The organism is Leptospira fluminis, from assembly GCF_004771275.1.
Taxonomy (GTDB): Bacteria; Spirochaetota; Leptospiria; order Leptospirales; family Leptospiraceae; genus Leptospira_B; species Leptospira_B fluminis.
This window is the reverse complement of record NZ_RQEV01000011.1, coordinates 229953-245553: the sequence shown is the minus strand read 5'-3', so window position 1 is coordinate 245553 and position 15601 is coordinate 229953. Positions and strand designations below refer to the sequence as shown.

General features: G+C 48.1%; 15 protein-coding genes. 11 read left to right on the top strand and 4 right to left on the bottom strand.

Going from position 1 to position 15601, the window contains the following annotated elements; translation table 11 throughout:
* Nucleotides 1-172: 172 nt before the first annotated feature.
* From EHO61_RS11260 to EHO61_RS11230, 7 genes are all read left to right on the top strand, one after another.
* Entirely contained in the window at nt 173-2209 is a 2037-nt protein-coding gene (locus EHO61_RS11260) for a neutral/alkaline non-lysosomal ceramidase N-terminal domain-containing protein (RefSeq protein WP_135813683.1), read from the top strand.
* Nucleotides 2210-2575: 366 nt separating this feature from the next.
* Nucleotides 2576-3097, top strand: a complete 522-nt coding sequence (locus tag EHO61_RS11255) for a GlcG/HbpS family heme-binding protein (protein WP_135813682.1) — start codon at nt 2576-2578, stop codon at nt 3095-3097.
* Between the two features lie 75 nt (nt 3098-3172).
* Nucleotides 3173-4405: a hypothetical protein gene (locus EHO61_RS11250; protein ID WP_135813681.1), complete on the top strand. Its 1233-nt coding sequence runs from the start codon at nt 3173-3175 to the stop codon at nt 4403-4405.
* A 139-nt stretch (nt 4406-4544) separates the two neighbouring features.
* A complete protein-coding gene (locus tag EHO61_RS11245) occupies nt 4545-5336 on the top strand; it encodes a dienelactone hydrolase family protein (protein ID WP_135813680.1) in 792 nt (263 codons plus the stop codon).
* Nucleotides 5337-5479: 143 nt separating this feature from the next.
* Nucleotides 5480-6508, top strand: coding sequence for a synaptic vesicle VAT-1 family membrane protein (locus tag EHO61_RS11240; RefSeq protein WP_135813679.1), 1029 nt, complete (start codon nt 5480-5482; stop codon nt 6506-6508).
* A gap of 6 nt (nt 6509-6514) precedes the next feature.
* On the top strand, nt 6515-7465 hold the full coding sequence (locus tag EHO61_RS11235; protein WP_135813678.1) for a polyprenyl synthetase family protein: 951 nt from the start codon (nt 6515-6517) through the stop codon (nt 7463-7465).
* Nucleotides 7446-8228 carry a TlyA family RNA methyltransferase gene (locus tag EHO61_RS11230; protein ID WP_135813677.1) on the top strand — a complete coding sequence of 261 codons (783 nt, stop codon included), beginning with the start codon at nt 7446-7448 and terminating at the stop codon, nt 8226-8228. The genes EHO61_RS11235 and EHO61_RS11230 overlap by 20 nt, the downstream gene beginning before the upstream one ends.
* Here EHO61_RS11230 and EHO61_RS11225 read toward each other — a convergent pair whose 3' ends face one another.
* From EHO61_RS11225 to fcpA, 3 genes are all read right to left on the bottom strand, one after another.
* Nucleotides 8229-9806, bottom strand: a complete 1578-nt coding sequence (locus EHO61_RS11225) for a flavin-containing monooxygenase (RefSeq protein ID WP_135813676.1) — start codon at nt 9804-9806, stop codon at nt 8229-8231.
* Between the two features lie 165 nt (nt 9807-9971).
* Nucleotides 9972-10346 carry a hypothetical protein gene (locus EHO61_RS11220; RefSeq protein ID WP_135813675.1) on the bottom strand — a complete coding sequence of 125 codons (375 nt, stop codon included), beginning with the start codon at nt 10344-10346 and terminating at the stop codon, nt 9972-9974.
* A 133-nt stretch (nt 10347-10479) separates the two neighbouring features.
* Complete coding sequence (gene fcpA / locus EHO61_RS11215) at nt 10480-11403, bottom strand: flagellar coiling protein FcpA (protein ID WP_135767941.1); 924 nt, start codon at nt 11401-11403, stop codon at nt 10480-10482.
* Nucleotides 11404-11771: 368 nt separating this feature from the next.
* Here fcpA and EHO61_RS11210 point away from each other — a divergent pair, with 368 nt between their 5' ends.
* The 4 genes from EHO61_RS11210 (at nt 11772) to EHO61_RS11195 (ending at nt 15128) form a co-directional block, all read left to right on the top strand.
* A complete protein-coding gene (locus EHO61_RS11210) occupies nt 11772-12641 on the top strand; it encodes an ATP-binding protein (RefSeq protein WP_167884859.1) in 870 nt (289 codons plus the stop codon).
* Nucleotides 12638-13075, top strand: coding sequence for a 2-amino-4-hydroxy-6-hydroxymethyldihydropteridine diphosphokinase (gene folK, locus EHO61_RS11205; protein ID WP_135813673.1), 438 nt, complete (start codon nt 12638-12640; stop codon nt 13073-13075). The genes EHO61_RS11210 and folK overlap by 4 nt, the downstream gene beginning before the upstream one ends.
* A 9-nt stretch (nt 13076-13084) precedes the next feature.
* On the top strand, nt 13085-13885 hold the full coding sequence (gene panB, locus EHO61_RS11200; protein WP_135813672.1) for a 3-methyl-2-oxobutanoate hydroxymethyltransferase: 801 nt from the start codon (nt 13085-13087) through the stop codon (nt 13883-13885).
* Between the two features lie 100 nt (nt 13886-13985).
* The gene (locus EHO61_RS11195) at nt 13986-15128 is read left to right on the top strand and encodes an N-acetylneuraminate synthase family protein (RefSeq protein ID WP_135813812.1); all 1143 of its coding nucleotides are present in this window, start codon (nt 13986-13988) and stop codon (nt 15126-15128) included.
* Between the two features lie 64 nt (nt 15129-15192).
* Here EHO61_RS11195 and EHO61_RS11190 read toward each other — a convergent pair whose 3' ends face one another.
* The gene (locus tag EHO61_RS11190; RefSeq protein WP_135813671.1) at nt 15193-15540 is read right to left on the bottom strand and encodes an Hpt domain-containing protein; all 348 of its coding nucleotides are present in this window, start codon (nt 15538-15540) and stop codon (nt 15193-15195) included.
* Nucleotides 15541-15601 lie beyond the last annotated feature (61 nt).

Sequence of the window (15601 nt, the reverse complement as noted above, 5' to 3'; positions counted from 1 at the left end):
TCGACTTATATTAGCGAATTTGCCGATATGGAATGATTCTTTTTAGTTATATATAATTGTTTTATAAGTACCTCCGATATCCTCTTTCCCAGCGAAATTCCTTGCGGAATTTTCTCTATCGGATACGCAAGGCTTTCGATTCCAACTGAAAAATAAGTTTCCCGGAGGGGGAATGAACATCGTTCAAAGCAATAAGAAAAAAATAGGTTTAGCAATCGTCGTTCTGGTCCAGTCGATTTTCTTTCTGACTTCGTGTGGAAGTACGGCGCAATTTAAGATCGCTTACAAAAAACCGGCAGGAAATTCCGCCGCAAAAGGCCTAATCGCAGGCGCTTCTAAAGTGGACTTGACGCCTCCCCCGGGAATGCCTTTGGCAGGATATTCTATGCTTGCCGAAACGGAACAGGGTTTTCGCACTCGGATTTTTGCCAGAGTTTTTTATATTAAAAAAGATGCAAGTAACCCAGTCGTTCTGATCCAAAGCGATCTTTTGTCCGGTTCCTTGTTGATTCATCATCTTTTGGCGGAGAGGCTGGCGGCTAAGACCGATATTTCCTTCGGCGGAATCATGTTTGCGGGGACTCACACTCATTCCGCTCCCGCGAATTTCTACGATAATAATTTTTATAACGAATTTGCCTCCAACAAGCCCGGATTCGATAAGGCTTGGACGGAATTCGTTTTGGATCGTTTGACCACCGCAGTGGAGGAAGCTCACAAAACGGCCAGACAGGCAAAGATCGCTTCAGGGAAAACTTCCGTTTGGGGACTTACGAGGAACCGATCCTTGGATGCGTTTCGGGCGAATAAAAATTCGGGAATTACCGAGCTGAAACCGGAAATCCAATATGAGGCGATCAATCCGGAACTCGTTATGATACGGATCGATGCTTTGGACAAGGATGGCAAATATAAGCCCTTGGGAGCTTTCAGCACTTTCTCCGTTCACGGTACTACCGTTTCCGATTCTACCGAAGTCGTGAACGCGGACGTGTTCGCTTATCCGGAAAGAATATTGGAAAGAAAAATCCGCAAAGAGTTCAAGCCCAGTTGGGAACCGATCCATGCGCTTAACAATTCCACACACGGAGATAATTCCCCTGATTATCGGGAGTCTATGCAGGGCTTTATCGAATCCAAAAGAATCGGTGACGTATTAGGTAGAAAGGCTGTCGAACTTTTCGATTCTCTCGGTTCGTCTTTGCATTCCGATGCTACGATTTCCTATCATTCGAAAGAGGTCGATCTTTACGAATCTCCGAAATTCGGAGACGCGGAAGTCTGCGATCGCCCGTACGTAGGTACCGCTTTGACTGCCGGGGCGGAAGACGGTAAAACCCCTGTTCTGAATTGGGCCCCTTTTTTTGCCGAAGGCTGGCCAAGATGGTTTTTTACCGGAGGCTGTCAAGGGCACAAGCGTATTGTCGGATTCAAATACCTTCAGCCGATCGTATTACCGAAATCTAAATTTCCGCATAAACTTCTTTTCCAATCGATTCGTATAGGGGAAACACTTATCCTTCCCTTACCCTTCGAGGTCACCAAGGAATCGGGAAGGCGTTTCGTAGAAGCTGCGCTTCAGGCCGACAACGGGGCTTCTAAAATCAAACAGGCGTCCATTATTAGTTGCGCCAATGGATATTTCGGATACGTTACTACTCCCGAGGAATATAGCCGCCAGCATTATGAAGGAGGCCATACTCTTTACGGACCGGGGACGCAACCGTTTTTGCAGGCTCATCTAGCGGCTATTACCAAAGACTTACCTATCGCGGGCGGTAAGGAAACTTTCCCGGTTTCCTGGGAGTACGAACTCGATAGGAAGAACTATTATCCGGCGGAAGAATCTTTTTCCGGATCGAGAACGGTTGTTGAAAATCCCGAACTGATAATGGCCGAAGAGAACCAGGAGAAATACTGGAGTTTCAGATACAGGGATGTCGGCCCTTCAAAGATCGCTCTACACGAATCTTTAGTGTCCATCGAATTCAAGGAAGAAACAGGAGAATGGAAATCTCTTAATACTGAAGGTGAAGCGACAGATGATAGAGGAACCGATATGGAGGTTAAGAAAGTCGGGAACGCCGGTGGCGGAATGGCCGTCTATGAAATTAGATGGTATAACCCGGAGCAAGTCGGCCGGAGAAAATACAGGTTCCGGATCGAATCCAGAGCGAAATTGCCTATTTTCGTTTCTCCGGAATTCTAATTTCGGATTTCTTGCAGGAGCTCCAACAAGGTATTTAGACAAAAAAGGTTTCCTTTTTTTGTAAAATTGTGCTATGTGCGTTGGAGTGCCGCTTCGGGGGTACCACCGCACCGGCCCCCACCCAGAGCAGGGTGGGGACCACCTCGCCTTCAAATTTGATTTGACCTTATCCATTCTCTTTCTATAATGAAAAAGCTCGGCGGAGACTTTCGTCTGAGTCCATTTTAGGAAATTCTTCCGCTCGGAGCGAATTTCTTCCCACCTCTCGTTTTTTACCGTTTCCTTTGTCATACGGTAAAGCCCTCAAATCAAAACTGATGACGGTTATCGCCAGCCGGTAATCGAATTCAAATATAGGAGAACACTATGACCAAAAAAGAGAATCTTGTTTCAAAAGCGGTTCAGGCGATTTTATTATCTTCCGGCCTACTTTTCTTCGGAATTACAAGTTCGCTGGAGTCTCAAACGCAACAACCGCTGATGTACGGTTCGCCCATCAATTTGGAACAGGCAAGGAAGGTGATTTCAGCCGCGCAAGCCGAAGCTAAAAAAAATAACTGGCTTATGGCGATCGCGATCGTGGATACGGGCGGTAATTTGGTATTGTTCGAAAGATTGGACGGTACTCAGATCGGTTCCATAGAGATCGCAAGATTGAAGGCGGTCACGGCTAATAACTTTAAACGTCCGAGTAAAAGTCTAGAAGACGCGATCGCGGCGGGCGGAATAGGACTGAGACTGCTTGCGATCCAAGGGATTGCCCCCTTGGAAGGAGGCGAATTGATTCTTTTGGACGGGAAAATCATCGGAGCGATCGGCGTTTCCGGCGCACAATCCGTTCAGGACGGCCAAGTGGCGAGATCGGGAACCGCCGCCTTAAAACAGTAGAAAAACATTTTCGATTGGAAGGTCGGCGGTCGACTTTTTCCTTTTGCTTCTACGGGGGAAAAGGAAAGTTCCCATATGGATTGGGTTTTTTCGAAATGGAAACCGGGAAGGCTTCAGAGATGGGAGTTTCTGCTGCCTCCCGGAAGCGCTAGGGAAACACAAACGGAACTGGAGTCGGCCATTTCCTCTCCGTACTTGCCTAGAACCAATTTTCCGAAAGCGAACGTTTTTCCGGAAAAATTCATATTAGAAAAAGCGAATTTTCGCCAGGCTCTGGAAATTCTCACAAGATTCCCATGGGTGCGTGATTTTCGTATAAATCTAGGCAAGTTTTATATGTCGGAGGATTTCAGTTTTTCCGGATTACAGGAATCCTTGCGCCAGGCCTCTTTACTTCCGAATGGTTGGCAAATTCGATTTCACCCGCAAAGTCGAGGTCGGGCCGTCGCGAGCCGCGAGGAGCTCCAAATTCTTTGGGAGGAAGCTTACGGAAAAATTCCGATCGATTCCACAATCGGAAATTTTACCGAACTAAACGCTCTCTGCGTGGGGGAGGATTTAATTCTTTCCCTAAGTTTAGCGGGCGAACCTCTTTTTAAACATGGCGGTTTCGCGCCTCTTTCTAAATCCGCTCCGATAAGGGAGGATATGGCTCGTTTTCTGTTAAGCGAATTGAAGAAAATTCTTCCGGATCCAGACGCGGTTCTGGTGCCGTTTGCCGGTTCGGGTACTTTCGTCTGGGAGTCGGCTTTTCATATTTTCGGGCTAGGTTTTCCTCATTATGATAGATCCTATGTCTTCGAAGATTTGGGGGAATTTCCGATAGCCACTTGGGAGTTCTTAAAGCGAAAGATTTCGGAAACGGCGATCAATAAGACTGTCATTCTTTGGTGGAATGAAAAAGAAGCGGATGCCGCGTCATATTTGCGGGAAAGAGGGAGCCGGTTTCAGGAATTTTTGGAAAAGCAAAGGTCCGGACTTCAGCCGCCGACCTTGGCCTCGAGCGAAAAGGATTTTTTTTCCCTTTCTCCCCGTGAAATTTGGATCTCTCTAGGAAAGCCTGCAAAGATCTGGATGCCTTTAAATCCTCCGTACGGATTGAGGATCCGGCAAGAAAACGTTTTTGATCCCTACCGGCAGTTGGCGGAAATTCTAAAAGAATGGAGAAAACTCCCTGCCGAAATTGCCGGATTTCTACTTTGTCCGGATGAAGCCTCCTGGTCTTCCTTTGTTCGTATTAGTGGTATGGAGACGAAAACCGTTCATGTGACTCACGGAGGCATCGATCTGCGGGTAATCTATTTTTAAGCTTATACCTACCATCACAGTGATTAGTTAACTTTCTTAAATATTTTTCAGGGACTTCGATTTTTCGCTGACAATTTTTTTTGCAGGATCGTCTATCCTTTATCTGAAATAGGGAGCGATCCCGAGGAAGTCCTCACGTATGAAAAAAGTTCTAACAGGTATTGCGGCGCTGATCCTTTCGGCGTCTTCGATCTCCGCTAAGGTAAAAACCGAAATCGTGGAATACAAACAGGGAGATACCGTTCTGGAAGGCTTCTTGGCGTATCCGGAAGGAAAGGAAAAAAAAGCTCCGGGAATCGTATTGGTTCATGATTGGTTCGGCCTAGGCGAAAACACGAAAGCAAGAGCCAAGCAGCTTGCTTCTTTAGGATATGTTGCCTTTGCAGCCGATATCTACGGTAAAGGAGTCCGGCCTAAATCGAATGAAGAGGCGGCAAAAATCGCCGGAAGTTTCCGGCAGGGTGGAGATCGGAAATTGCTCCGAGACAGGACTCAAGCCGCGCTCGATGCACTGAAAAGTAGACCGCAAGTGGATCCGGAAAACCTTGCTATTCTCGGTTATTGCTTCGGCGGCACGGCCGCTTTGGAACTTGCCAGAAGCGGAGCTCCGCTCAAGGGGACGATCAGTTTTCACGGAGGATTATCCACTCCGAAACCGGAAGAATCCGTTGCGATCCGAGGGAAAGTTTTGGCCTTACACGGCGCGGATGATCCGTTCGTAAAACCCGAAGAGGTGGCGGCTTTCCAAGAGGAGATGAGAAAGGCCAAGGTGGATTGGCAATTCATATCCTACGGCGGAGCGGTGCATTCTTTTACGATCAAGGAAGCGGGAAACGACAATTCGAAAGGTGCCGCTTATAACGAAAAGGCGGACGTACGTTCCTGGATAGAGTTGAAGAATTTTTTGAAGGAAATCTTTCCTTCCGTATAAGGTTTCTTTTTCTAAAAAGGGCGCGAGCCTCGGATCACAGGGATTTGTTCCCTCTTTTCCGGGGCTTTTTCGGTAAAAGAAAGAAATCGATCCGATCCGATTTTTTCCTTTAAGAATATCAAAATGTAAAACAGAATGCCCCCATGATTCGCACCGTTTACAGAGTCGATACGAAAGGCTCATTGGATTCGTTGGAAAGAAAGGAAGAGGAGCTCTCCGAACCTGGAGAATTCGAAGTCACCGTTCAGGTTCAGGCCATCGGTTTAAATTTTGCGGATATTTTCGCTATCCAGGGGCTCTACAGCGCGACGCCGAAAGGTTCTTTCATTCCGGGTTTGGAATATTCGGGAAAGATCGTGGCTTTAGGAAAAAAAGTAAGACACTTTCGTAAAAACGATCGAGTGATGGGTGTCACCCGTTTCGGGGCCTATGCGGATCATCTGAATATCGACCAACGATACGTATACAAACTTCCGCCCAAATGGTCCTACGAGGAAGGGGCCGGTTTTTTGGTCCAGGCTTTGACGGCTTACTACGCTTTGGTTCCTCTAGGAAATCTTCGAAAAGGTCAGACGGTTCTGATCCATAGTGCGGCCGGCGGCGTGGGAATTTACGCGAACCGAATCGCGAAGAGAATGGGCGCTTATACGTTGGGGACGGTCGGAAACCCTTCCAAAATTTCTCTCTTGGAAAAAGAAGGGTACGATGCCTGGATTATCCGCTCCGGAAGGTTTGCGCAGGAACTAAAGACCGCATTGGGGGGAAGGGAACTAAATCTAGTTTTGGAATGTATCGGCGGGAAAATCCTCGCGGATAGTTACCGTGCCTTAGCTCCTATGGGAAGATTAGTCGTTTACGGATCCGCTTCCTTTATGGGTCAGGGGGATAGAGTCAATTGGCCGTCGCTGGCATGGCGATATTTGAACAGACCTAAGATAGACCCGATGGAAATGATCTCCGCGAACAAAGGCGTATTAGGGTTTAATCTCATTTGGTTGTATGATCGTGTGGAGGAAATATCTTCCTATATTAAAAATTTATTAAAAATGAATCTCCCTGCGCCGCATATCGGAGCGACATACGCCTTCGTGGATCTGCCGGACGCGGTGAAATATTTTCAAACAGGCAATACTGTCGGCAAGATTGTCGTCGGTTCGGGTTTAAAAAGGTAAGACGATTTGGAAACCGGCGAAAAAGATCCTTCCTTTATCTCCCTGCTTTCCGAAGCGAAGAAGGAATTCGAATCTTATTTGGAATCGGAAGTTTTTCCTCGATTCCAAAAAGAATCGGCGTCCGAACTTGCCGAGGCCATGGAATACAGCTTAAAAGCCGGAGGCAAGCGATTACGTCCGATTCTAGCAATCGCCTCGTTCGGCTCCATGACCAAAGATTCCCTTGCCATCGGTTCTTCTCTGGAATTTTTGCACACCTATAGTCTGATCCATGATGACCTTCCTAGCATGGACGACGATGATTTTCGTCGAGGAAATCCGACTCTACATAAAAAGTATTCCGAAGCTACGGCTATTCTTGCGGGGGACGCGTTGCAAGGGTATGCCTTCGAGTGGTTAACACATGCTAAAGGTCAAGAAACGGATCCTTTTTTACACCGGGATTTGGTTCGCATTCTGCACCAAGGCGGAGGCGGGCCGGGTATGGTCTCGGGGCAAGTATTGGATTTAGCGTTGGAAAGGAAGCCCGATTCTTTACATGGAACCAAGCAGGAATTATTGGCGATGACTCATCGTTTGAAAACGGGCGCCTTGATTCGAGCCTCTCTTCTTCTTGGGAATCGCTTGCGGCCCGATCACCAATCTCGCGCGGCACTTTTTTCGGACTATGGAATTAAGCTGGGCTTATTGTTCCAGATCACCGACGATATTTTGGACGTGGAAGGATCCCGAGAGGACTTAGGAAAAACTCCGGGAAAAGATTCCCGTTCCGGGAAGATCACATATCCTTTTTTATACGGATTAAACGAATGTAAGAAGATGGTATCTTCGCTTGTGAGAGAACTGGAAGAATTGGGAAAAAATTTGGATCTTTCTCTTCCTTCTCCCGAGTCGGGAATCCGTTTTACCGATTTTTTTCGAAAACTACCGGGATCCCTTGGCTCGAGGAAAAACTAGACTGGACCGATTGGTCCTAGAAAAGGGTCTGGCTTCGGATCTGGCCCGTGCTCGGAGCTTAATTCTTTCGGGATCGGTTTTAGTGGACGATCGAGTGGTGGATAAGGTCGGAGTTTCCGTTTCGGATTCGGCCGAAATCAGAATTCGAGAAACCATACCCGAATACGTGAGTAGGGGAGCGTATAAACTCCTGGAGGCTTTTCGGAAATTCGAAGTTTCCACAGAGGGCAAACTTTGTGTGGATTGGGGGGCTTCTACAGGCGGATTTACTCAGGTCCTTTTGGAAAAAGGGGCTTTTGCGGTCTTTTCCTTCGATGTAGGTTACGGACAAATGGCTTCCCGAATCGCGAACGACCCTCGCGTTACCGTACAGGATCGATTTCATATAAGGGATACGGATTGGAATTTATTAACTGAACTTTGGGAGAAACGGTCATCGGACCCTTTTCCCAGAGAAATTCTCTTAACGATGGATTTGAGTTTTATCTCTTTACGTTCCGTGCTTCCTACGGTTCAGAAATTAAAATCGGAAAATCCGGAAGTGATCTGGACCGGCATCAGTCTCTTTAAACCTCAGTTCGAAGTTTCCAAGTCGGAATTATTAAAGGGAGTAGTGAAGGATCCGCGGATCCGTTGGCGGGCAATCCGCTCCTTTGTCCGGTTTTTGCGCTCGGAGCTGAGAGCGAAGGTTCGCGGCCTGGCGGAATCTCCGATTACCGGGAGAGACGGTAATCGGGAGATTCTAGTGTATTGGATGTTGTGATCAACCCAGGGCGGCGTTTAGTGCCATAGATACGCGAGAACCGAGGCCGATCTTTTCTTTTTTTCCATCCATCCGGACGAATTCATAATCGCTCGGTCTCAGGAAGAAGGTTTTCGCCTTGAATTCGAACGTAAAACCGGGCCATAAGGTGGTGTTTCTACCGGAACTGGTATTGTACCAACTCACGCAACCTCCTGTCAGCCAAACGGATCTGCCGAGCCTTTCCTGGATTTCCGAATTGTACTTATCCTGAATCTCTTTACGCACATCCAGATACTTGATATCTTTCTTTAACAGCGATCGAATGCATTGCAGCGTATATTGAGCTTGGGATTCGATCATCAGAATCATGGAGCTGTGGCCCAAACCGGTGTTCGGTCCGACGATCATGAAAAAGTTCGGAAATCCGGCGATAGTGGTTCCCAAATAAGCCTCTGCGGCTTCTTTCCAAGCGTCGCTTAACAACTGACCGTTTTTGCCCCGGATTTCGAAAGGTGAAACCGCCTCGGCGGCCTGAAAGCCGGTCGCGAATACGATCGCATCTACCTTGTGCTCCTTTCCGTCCTTAGTTAGGATCGAATCCTTTTTGATTTCTCGGATTCCTTCCGTTACGAGATGCACATTCTCACGGTTCAAAGCAGGATAATAATCGTTGGACAAAAGGATTCTTTTACAACCGATCGTGTAGTTCGGGGTCAGCTTAGCTTGCAGCGCAGGGTCTTTGACGCTTTTTACGATGAAACCTTTCGCGAATTTTTCGAAAATCTTCATCAGCTTCGGATTGATCGCGAAAGCGATGACTCCCAGTTCGTTTAACCAGTAGATCGCTTTTCTAAATAACCAACGTAGCGGAGGTAGGAAGCGGAAAATACCGCGTACGCTTCCGCCGATAGCCGCGTCCGGTTTGGGAAGGATCCAGGGAGCGGTTCTTTGAAAGAGTTCCAAACGACCGACTTTGGGGGCAATCGCGGGAACGATCTGAATGGCGCTAGCTCCGGTTCCAATAACCGCAACGGTCTTACCGCTCAAGTCGAAGCTGTGATCCCATCTTGCGGAGTGGAATTTAGCTCCTCGGAAGACTTCGATTCCCGGAATATCGGGCAGCACCGGCCGACTGAGGCCGCCGGTTCCACCAACGAGAGCGCGGGCCCGAAATTTTTCTCCGTCGGCGACGGCGATTTCCCAGGTTCCGGTCCTTTCGTCAAAGAACGCTCCGTCGACTTCCTGGTTCAGAAGGATATGAGGGCGAAGGCCGAATTTATCGACGCAGTCGTTCATATAATTCAATATCTCTTTTTGGGGGCCGAATAAACGGGACCAGTCCGATTTAGGAGCGAAAGAATACGAATACAAATGGGACTGAACGTCGCAGGCGGCTCCCGGGTAGTCGTTGTCTCTCCAGGTTCCTCCGATTCCGTTTCCTTTTTCCAAAATCAAGAAGGAATGTATGCCTGCTTGTTTGAGTCGGATCCCCATACAGAGTCCTGCAAATCCGGAACCGATGATGACTACATCCAGTACCTTCGTGGATTGGGAGGTTCGGTTTTGGCTTGGTCTTTCCAAGGTGTGAGCTACCATCTTTTCTTTCTCTCCTATAATCGGATCTTCCGACGGGTTCCGGCGGAGTTGCGGTTTATAGAATAACGGATCGAAAAAAATACATCGTCCGATCTTAGAATTTGCGACCGCCTTTTTTATTCCGATTTCGAAATCGATAGGGATTTTTCGGCGATTTGTCCGGAGTTACTTCCCCTTTTCCAAAAGATTTTTCACATCCTTGCGCTTCATCCAACCTTGCGGGATGCAAGCTCCTAGTTCACTGTCTCCCGTTTTGAAACAGATCTTTCCTCTCGTGCAATTGAGGGTTTGGTTGCAGGTCGTTCCTAAGTAAGGATCCATAGGATCGGGATCCAAATAATCGTCGTTGGAGCGACCGGGACTATCTCCTCCTAAGCAGACTCCGTACTGGGAATTTTGCGGTTTGATGCAGACCGCACCGGCCGTGCAGTCGTAATCCTGGCGGCAGGCCTGTAAATTCTCCGTAAAGGCGGGCAGGAGAGCTAAGAGATAGATCGTTAGGAAAAATTTCGAACTCGGGAGAAATCTTAAGAAGGGCATCCCACTTGGATAAGCGAAGAATCACATAGACGCAATATTTTTTCGGAAATGAAGGACCTTTCGGCCCGATCGGCAGAAATAAAAAAGCCCCGGCTAACGCCGAGGCTTGATTATCCTTTTTATGAAAGAGGAGTTAAGGACGAACCGAAATCACTTCGTCCTTGTTGATCAGAGCGACGATGTGTTTGTATTCCGGAGAATCCTTTCCGTATTTCAGCTCGGTTGCACGGAGAAGGTGAATGTTCTTCTTATGACGGAATTTGAACATTTGGTCCTCGCTGGCGCCGCCGTACTTTTTGATCATGTTTTCTTCGAAGGCGTAGCAGCTAGCAAGATACTTGTGAGCCGGATATTCCTTCTCGTTTTCATCGACCTCGATGTAGAGCTCAAGTATGGGGATACATTGAGGCAGGTTTTGGAGGTCGTATTCCGTAATGATCCAGGAGCGATAAACATCGGATAAGAGACGTTTAAACTCGGCACGCTCGCGCAGGTCCGGGTTCTTGATCTCGTCCAAATGGTTAACCGCTTTGGTAAAATAGTTAAGGGCTAATTGTTTTGCCTCGAGTTTCTGTCTGGAAACGACGCGGTCTTCGCGCGCTTTGCGGTCGACTTTTTGCCAATACCACTTCTCGTCCAAACGCTTCTTCTCGGCTTCTTCCTTACGATACTGCTCGACAGACTCCCGCATCTTTAAGATGGTATTGACTCCGGATTGGTAGCTGGTCAGGGCCAGGCGGAACTTATTGTTCGCGAAAGCCTTAGAGAGCTGATGGAGTTCCTGGAAGTTTTTGTCATAGCCTTTGAAGTCGGGGTTCTTCCAAACAGCTTCCTGCTCTTGGATCACCTTCTTCCGACGCTTCTGCTCTTCCGTAAGGTTCTTGTCGTCGTCCTCGGGAACGAGTTCCCCTTTGAGGAGTTCGTCGATCTTATCGGCCGCCGCTTTGGCCTCTTGTTGGTTCTGTTGTCCTCCGCCTTGCTGCTGGTTCTGTGCGAACAAGGAGAGGTTGAGTCCGACCACGGCCAGAAGAACGAAAATAGTCTTCATCACCTTCATAGTGCTCACACCTGTGCCTTCTCTTTCAAAGATAGGATTCGGGAAAAGAACGGCAAAGTCCTTTTCTCCTGTTTAACTATCGGTTGCTCGGGGTTCCAGATAAACCCGGGAGAAAAAAATTTTCCCTTTTTTGCCGAATTCGCGACATAATCGCCGAATCTTTTCCGGTCCAAAGCGCTCAGTCGATCTCCGATAGACGTTTTCGCGTAAGAATTCCGAGGTTTATTTCCCGTCGGAATCGACCTCCAGAATCGAATATGGAACCGGGAATGCGAGCAGATTTTTCGATCCTAAGACGGTTTTCCGTCTCTATATGCGATTTTCTTTGTTTCTCTTCCTCCGTCCTCCACTAGACTCGGTTTGTCGGCATGAACTTAAAGAATTTAACTCCGATTCGAGCGGGCTCTCCAGGTTGCAGGATTTGTGAAGGTGTGGGTTTTTTACTGGAGGAGAACGTTCAAAACTCGTCCTCCGGCGTTTTGGTGCTTTGCTCCTGCATGAGCGAAGCATGCGGAGCCTGTCCATCCAGAGGCAGAGCGCCTTTCATGATATACGACGAGAGCCAAAACAGGATGATGTCCTGCGTTTGCCATGATGCTAGAGAGGAGATGAATCGCATCGAGTCTCTGGTGAAAAAAGCGGGAATTCCCGCGAAGTACAGGTATAGAACCTTGGATAGCTTGGATATGAATATTCCGACCACCAGCGAACAGGGTTTCTTTATCGCTCATGATTGGGCGAGTCATTTGGTCAGAGAGTGGGATAGATTGGGATCTCTACGGCAGGGGTTGTATCTCTGGGGCAATACGGGCTCGGGAAAAACACTTCTCGCTTGTGCCATATTAAACGAATTGATTCTTCGTTACGGACTGGAATGCAAATACGCCAAAATCAATCGGGATTTTCTTTCCACGATCAGGGATACGTACCAAAAAGACAGCCAGATCCACGGGATGGAACAAACGATCAAAAAACAGTTCATGGAAGTGGAAGTTCTGGTATTGGACGATTTCGGCGCGAACAAGGAATCCGATTGGGCGAATTCGCAACTTTACGATCTGATCGATTCCAGATACGAAGAGGAGAGGGTGACGATATTGACTTCCAATATTTCTCTTGCGGATTGGAAGGATAAAGCGGAAGGACGGATCTTTTCCCGTTTGATGGAGATGACCAAAGAGATCCATCTGGATTGCTCCGATTATAGAGTAAGTCACGCGGTGCATACGAAACCATGACGGAACACCGCGTTTTTCTTTGCCTCGGAGCCAATCTAGGAGACAGGCAGGCTTCTCTCAAGGAAGCCGCCTCCAGGATCTCGGAAAAACCCGGAATACGGTTGGTCCGGAGCGGGACTCCTTTGAACACGGAAGCGTTGGAAGTAACCGACCAGCCGGATTTTCTGAACCAGATTCTGGAAATCGCGACGTCCTTACCCCCTCACGAACTGCTAGACGTTTTATTGCGGATCGAAACGGAAATGGGGCGCGTACGAACCACGGATAAGGGCCCCAGGACGATAGACATAGACATATTGATTTACGATCGTGTCCGCTTGCATGAGAAAGGTTTGCACCTTCCGCATCATAGTCTATTTACGCGTCCTTTTGTCCGGGAGTTATTGGAAGAATTGGGAGAAGGATTTCTTGCGGACGCGTTCGAGATATCTTAGGAACGAAATATGAGGGACGTTAATAAAGTCTTCCCGAAAGGGAAAAAACCTTTGGAAAAGAAAATCGGAGTGCTGACCTGCTACGATTATATGTTCGCGCGTATTCTGGAAGAAGCGGGGGTGGATTCGATTTTAGTGGGGGATACGTTGGGAGTGGTGGTCCAAGGACATCCTAGTACCCTGCCCGTAACATTGGATGAAATGATCTACCACGCGAAGGCCGTGCGCCGAGGGGCGCCGAATACTTTCATCACAGTGGACCTTCCTTTTTTGTCCTACCAAGTTTCTCTCGAAGATGGAATTCGCTCCGCGGGAAAAGTCATGAAAGAATCCGGTTGCGATGCGGTGAAATTCGAAGGGGGCGGGCCGGAAATTCTGGAACTGATTTATAAATTGGAGAGGATCGGTATTCCCGTTATGGGCCATGTCGGGTTGACTCCCCAATCGGTGAACGTGTTCGGAGGACATAAGATTCAGGGAAAAGCGGAAGAAGACCGGATTAGATTGTTAAACGAAGCAAAAGGGATTTCGGACGCCGGCGCCTTTTCCGTCGTATTCGAATTGATTCCTTCCATTTTAGCGGGGGAGATCAGCTCGTCCATTCCGATCCCGACTATAGGAATCGGAGCAGGACCGGCCACCGACGGTCAAGTACTGGTGTTATACGATTTTCTCGGATTGAACAAAGACTTTCATCCTAAGTTCCTAAAGACGTACATGGACGGTCGTTCCGGCGTTTTCGAAGCCGTGAAAACGTACGTCAAGGAAGTGAAGGAAGGAATTTTTCCCGGGCCGGAACATTCTCACTGAGCCATTTCCACGGATTTCTTGACGTTCTGCGGTTTAAGGAAAGCCTGGAACGAGAATGTCTCCCGAAACGGGAGGATGCCCGTACCCGGGCGGAGGCTACGTGGACATAGTCGAACTAGAGAAGGGACACCCGGAAACGGAAGCGAAGATCAAGGCTTTGGCCGGAGAATGCGGCAACCAGACCGAAATCATCCGAGGAGCGGTTGTGTCGGATACCATCCATTTCATCGGAGACACTAGAAATATCTCCGAAAAAGAAGGCTATGTGAAGGAACTCCCAGGGGTCACTCGAATTTGGAACGTGTCATTGCCTTATAAGAATATCGCCCGCACCGCTGCAGGCAAGAACGGAGAAGTCGTTCATCGCGAGAATAGAATCGTGGAAGTTAAAGGTGCGGACGGTCTTGTCCGAAAATTCGGAACCGGAAAACACATCTTCATCGTCGGACCGGATTCTCCCCAGACCTACGAGCAAACCGTTACGATCGCGAAGCAGGCGGTCGAGATCGGAAAAAAATTCGGAATCCTCGATCGCATCGTCTTTCGCGGAGGAGCATTTAAGCCCAGAACAAGACCTACCGATTGGAGGGGAATGGGTTGGGACGGGATCAAACTTCTGGATCGGGTAAAAGAAGAAACGGGTCTTCCCTATGTCACTGAAGTGATGGACCACACCATGGCGGAAGAAGTCTCCAAACATGCCGACATGATTCAGATCGGAACTAGAAACGCCCAGGACTTCGAGCTGCTGGAAGCAGTAGGCCGTACGGGAAGGCCGGTTATTCTGAAGCGGGGATTCGGAAACGAGGCAATCGAATGGTTTTCCGCCGCGGAATATATCGCTAATCAAGGAAATTTGAATATTATCCTTTGCGAAAGAGGTGTAAAGACCCTGTTCATCAAGGAAGGATATTGCAGGAATACTCCGGATCTAAACGTGATCACTCACGCGAAGAATCAAACCATCCTACCTGTGATTTTCGATCCGAGTCACGTCGCTGGGGACGATAAGATCGTGGTTTCCAACCTTTTAGCTTCTTTGCCTTTCAATCCTGACGGGTCCATCACGGAGACTTTGCATGTCGAGGAGTTCCGTAAGGAACAGATGTGCGACGCTGCGCAAGCCTTGCTTATGAGTTTGTACGAAAAAACGGTGGAAGCGATTCTGACCTACGAAGAAAAAATCCGACCGCTGACGAATCAGGTGGATTCTTATTTTTCGGAACGTAAGGGGAAAAAGTAACCCGCTCGGAACTTCGTCGTGTCGGAAGAGAATTCCATCTTCCGGCCCGGATTTAGAAGTTATTCTATTCCGGAAATTTCGTTTCTAGCTCGGTTTTCGTTTTTTCCCAGATAACAGGTAAGTCTTCGCATAACGTCAAACAGGTGGCGAGATCTCCCTGTTTTAATTTCGCTTCGGCCTCGGTGACTTTTGCCTGTAGGGCAGCCAAGCCGAAATTAGCTGCAACCCCTTTGGTTTGGTGCAATTCCGCTCTTAGCTCTTCGGATTTTCGTTGTGCTGCGAAGGATTTTATATTATCCAAACGGACATTCATGTTCTTTCGAAGAGAACGAATCATGTCCTCCAACCAGAGTCTATCTTCCTCTTCGTCACCTTGCTTCAGACCGTTCAAGCGGGACCAATCTAGAATCATACTTCTCCCCCTCAGCCGAAAAATGGATCGAATCGGGCTTCTTTTTTCGGAACGAATCGAA

Excerpts from the sequence above, each read along its gene's own strand:
- EHO61_RS11225 (WP_135813676.1), bottom strand. The coding sequence starts at position 9,806 with ATGGTAGCTCACACCTTGGAAAGACCAAGCCAAAACCGAACCTCCCAA.
- panB (WP_135813672.1), top strand. The coding sequence starts at position 13,085 with ATGAGGGACGTTAATAAAGTCTTCCCGAAAGGGAAAAAACCTTTGGAA.
- EHO61_RS11245 (WP_135813680.1), top strand. The coding sequence starts at position 4,545 with ATGAAAAAAGTTCTAACAGGTATTGCGGCGCTGATCCTTTCGGCGTCT.
- EHO61_RS11260 (WP_135813683.1), top strand. The coding sequence starts at position 173 with ATGAACATCGTTCAAAGCAATAAGAAAAAAATAGGTTTAGCAATCGTC.
- EHO61_RS11220 (WP_135813675.1), bottom strand. The coding sequence starts at position 10,346 with ATGCCCTTCTTAAGATTTCTCCCGAGTTCGAAATTTTTCCTAACGATC.
- EHO61_RS11255 (WP_135813682.1), top strand. The coding sequence starts at position 2,576 with ATGACCAAAAAAGAGAATCTTGTTTCAAAAGCGGTTCAGGCGATTTTA.
- EHO61_RS11250 (WP_135813681.1), top strand. The coding sequence starts at position 3,173 with ATGGATTGGGTTTTTTCGAAATGGAAACCGGGAAGGCTTCAGAGATGG.
- folK (WP_135813673.1), top strand. The coding sequence starts at position 12,638 with ATGACGGAACACCGCGTTTTTCTTTGCCTCGGAGCCAATCTAGGAGAC.
- fcpA (WP_135767941.1), bottom strand. The coding sequence starts at position 11,403 with ATGAAGGTGATGAAGACTATTTTCGTTCTTCTGGCCGTGGTCGGACTC.
- EHO61_RS11210 (WP_167884859.1), top strand. The coding sequence starts at position 11,772 with ATGAACTTAAAGAATTTAACTCCGATTCGAGCGGGCTCTCCAGGTTGC.
- EHO61_RS11240 (WP_135813679.1), top strand. The coding sequence starts at position 5,480 with ATGATTCGCACCGTTTACAGAGTCGATACGAAAGGCTCATTGGATTCG.
- EHO61_RS11190 (WP_135813671.1), bottom strand. The coding sequence starts at position 15,540 with ATGATTCTAGATTGGTCCCGCTTGAACGGTCTGAAGCAAGGTGACGAA.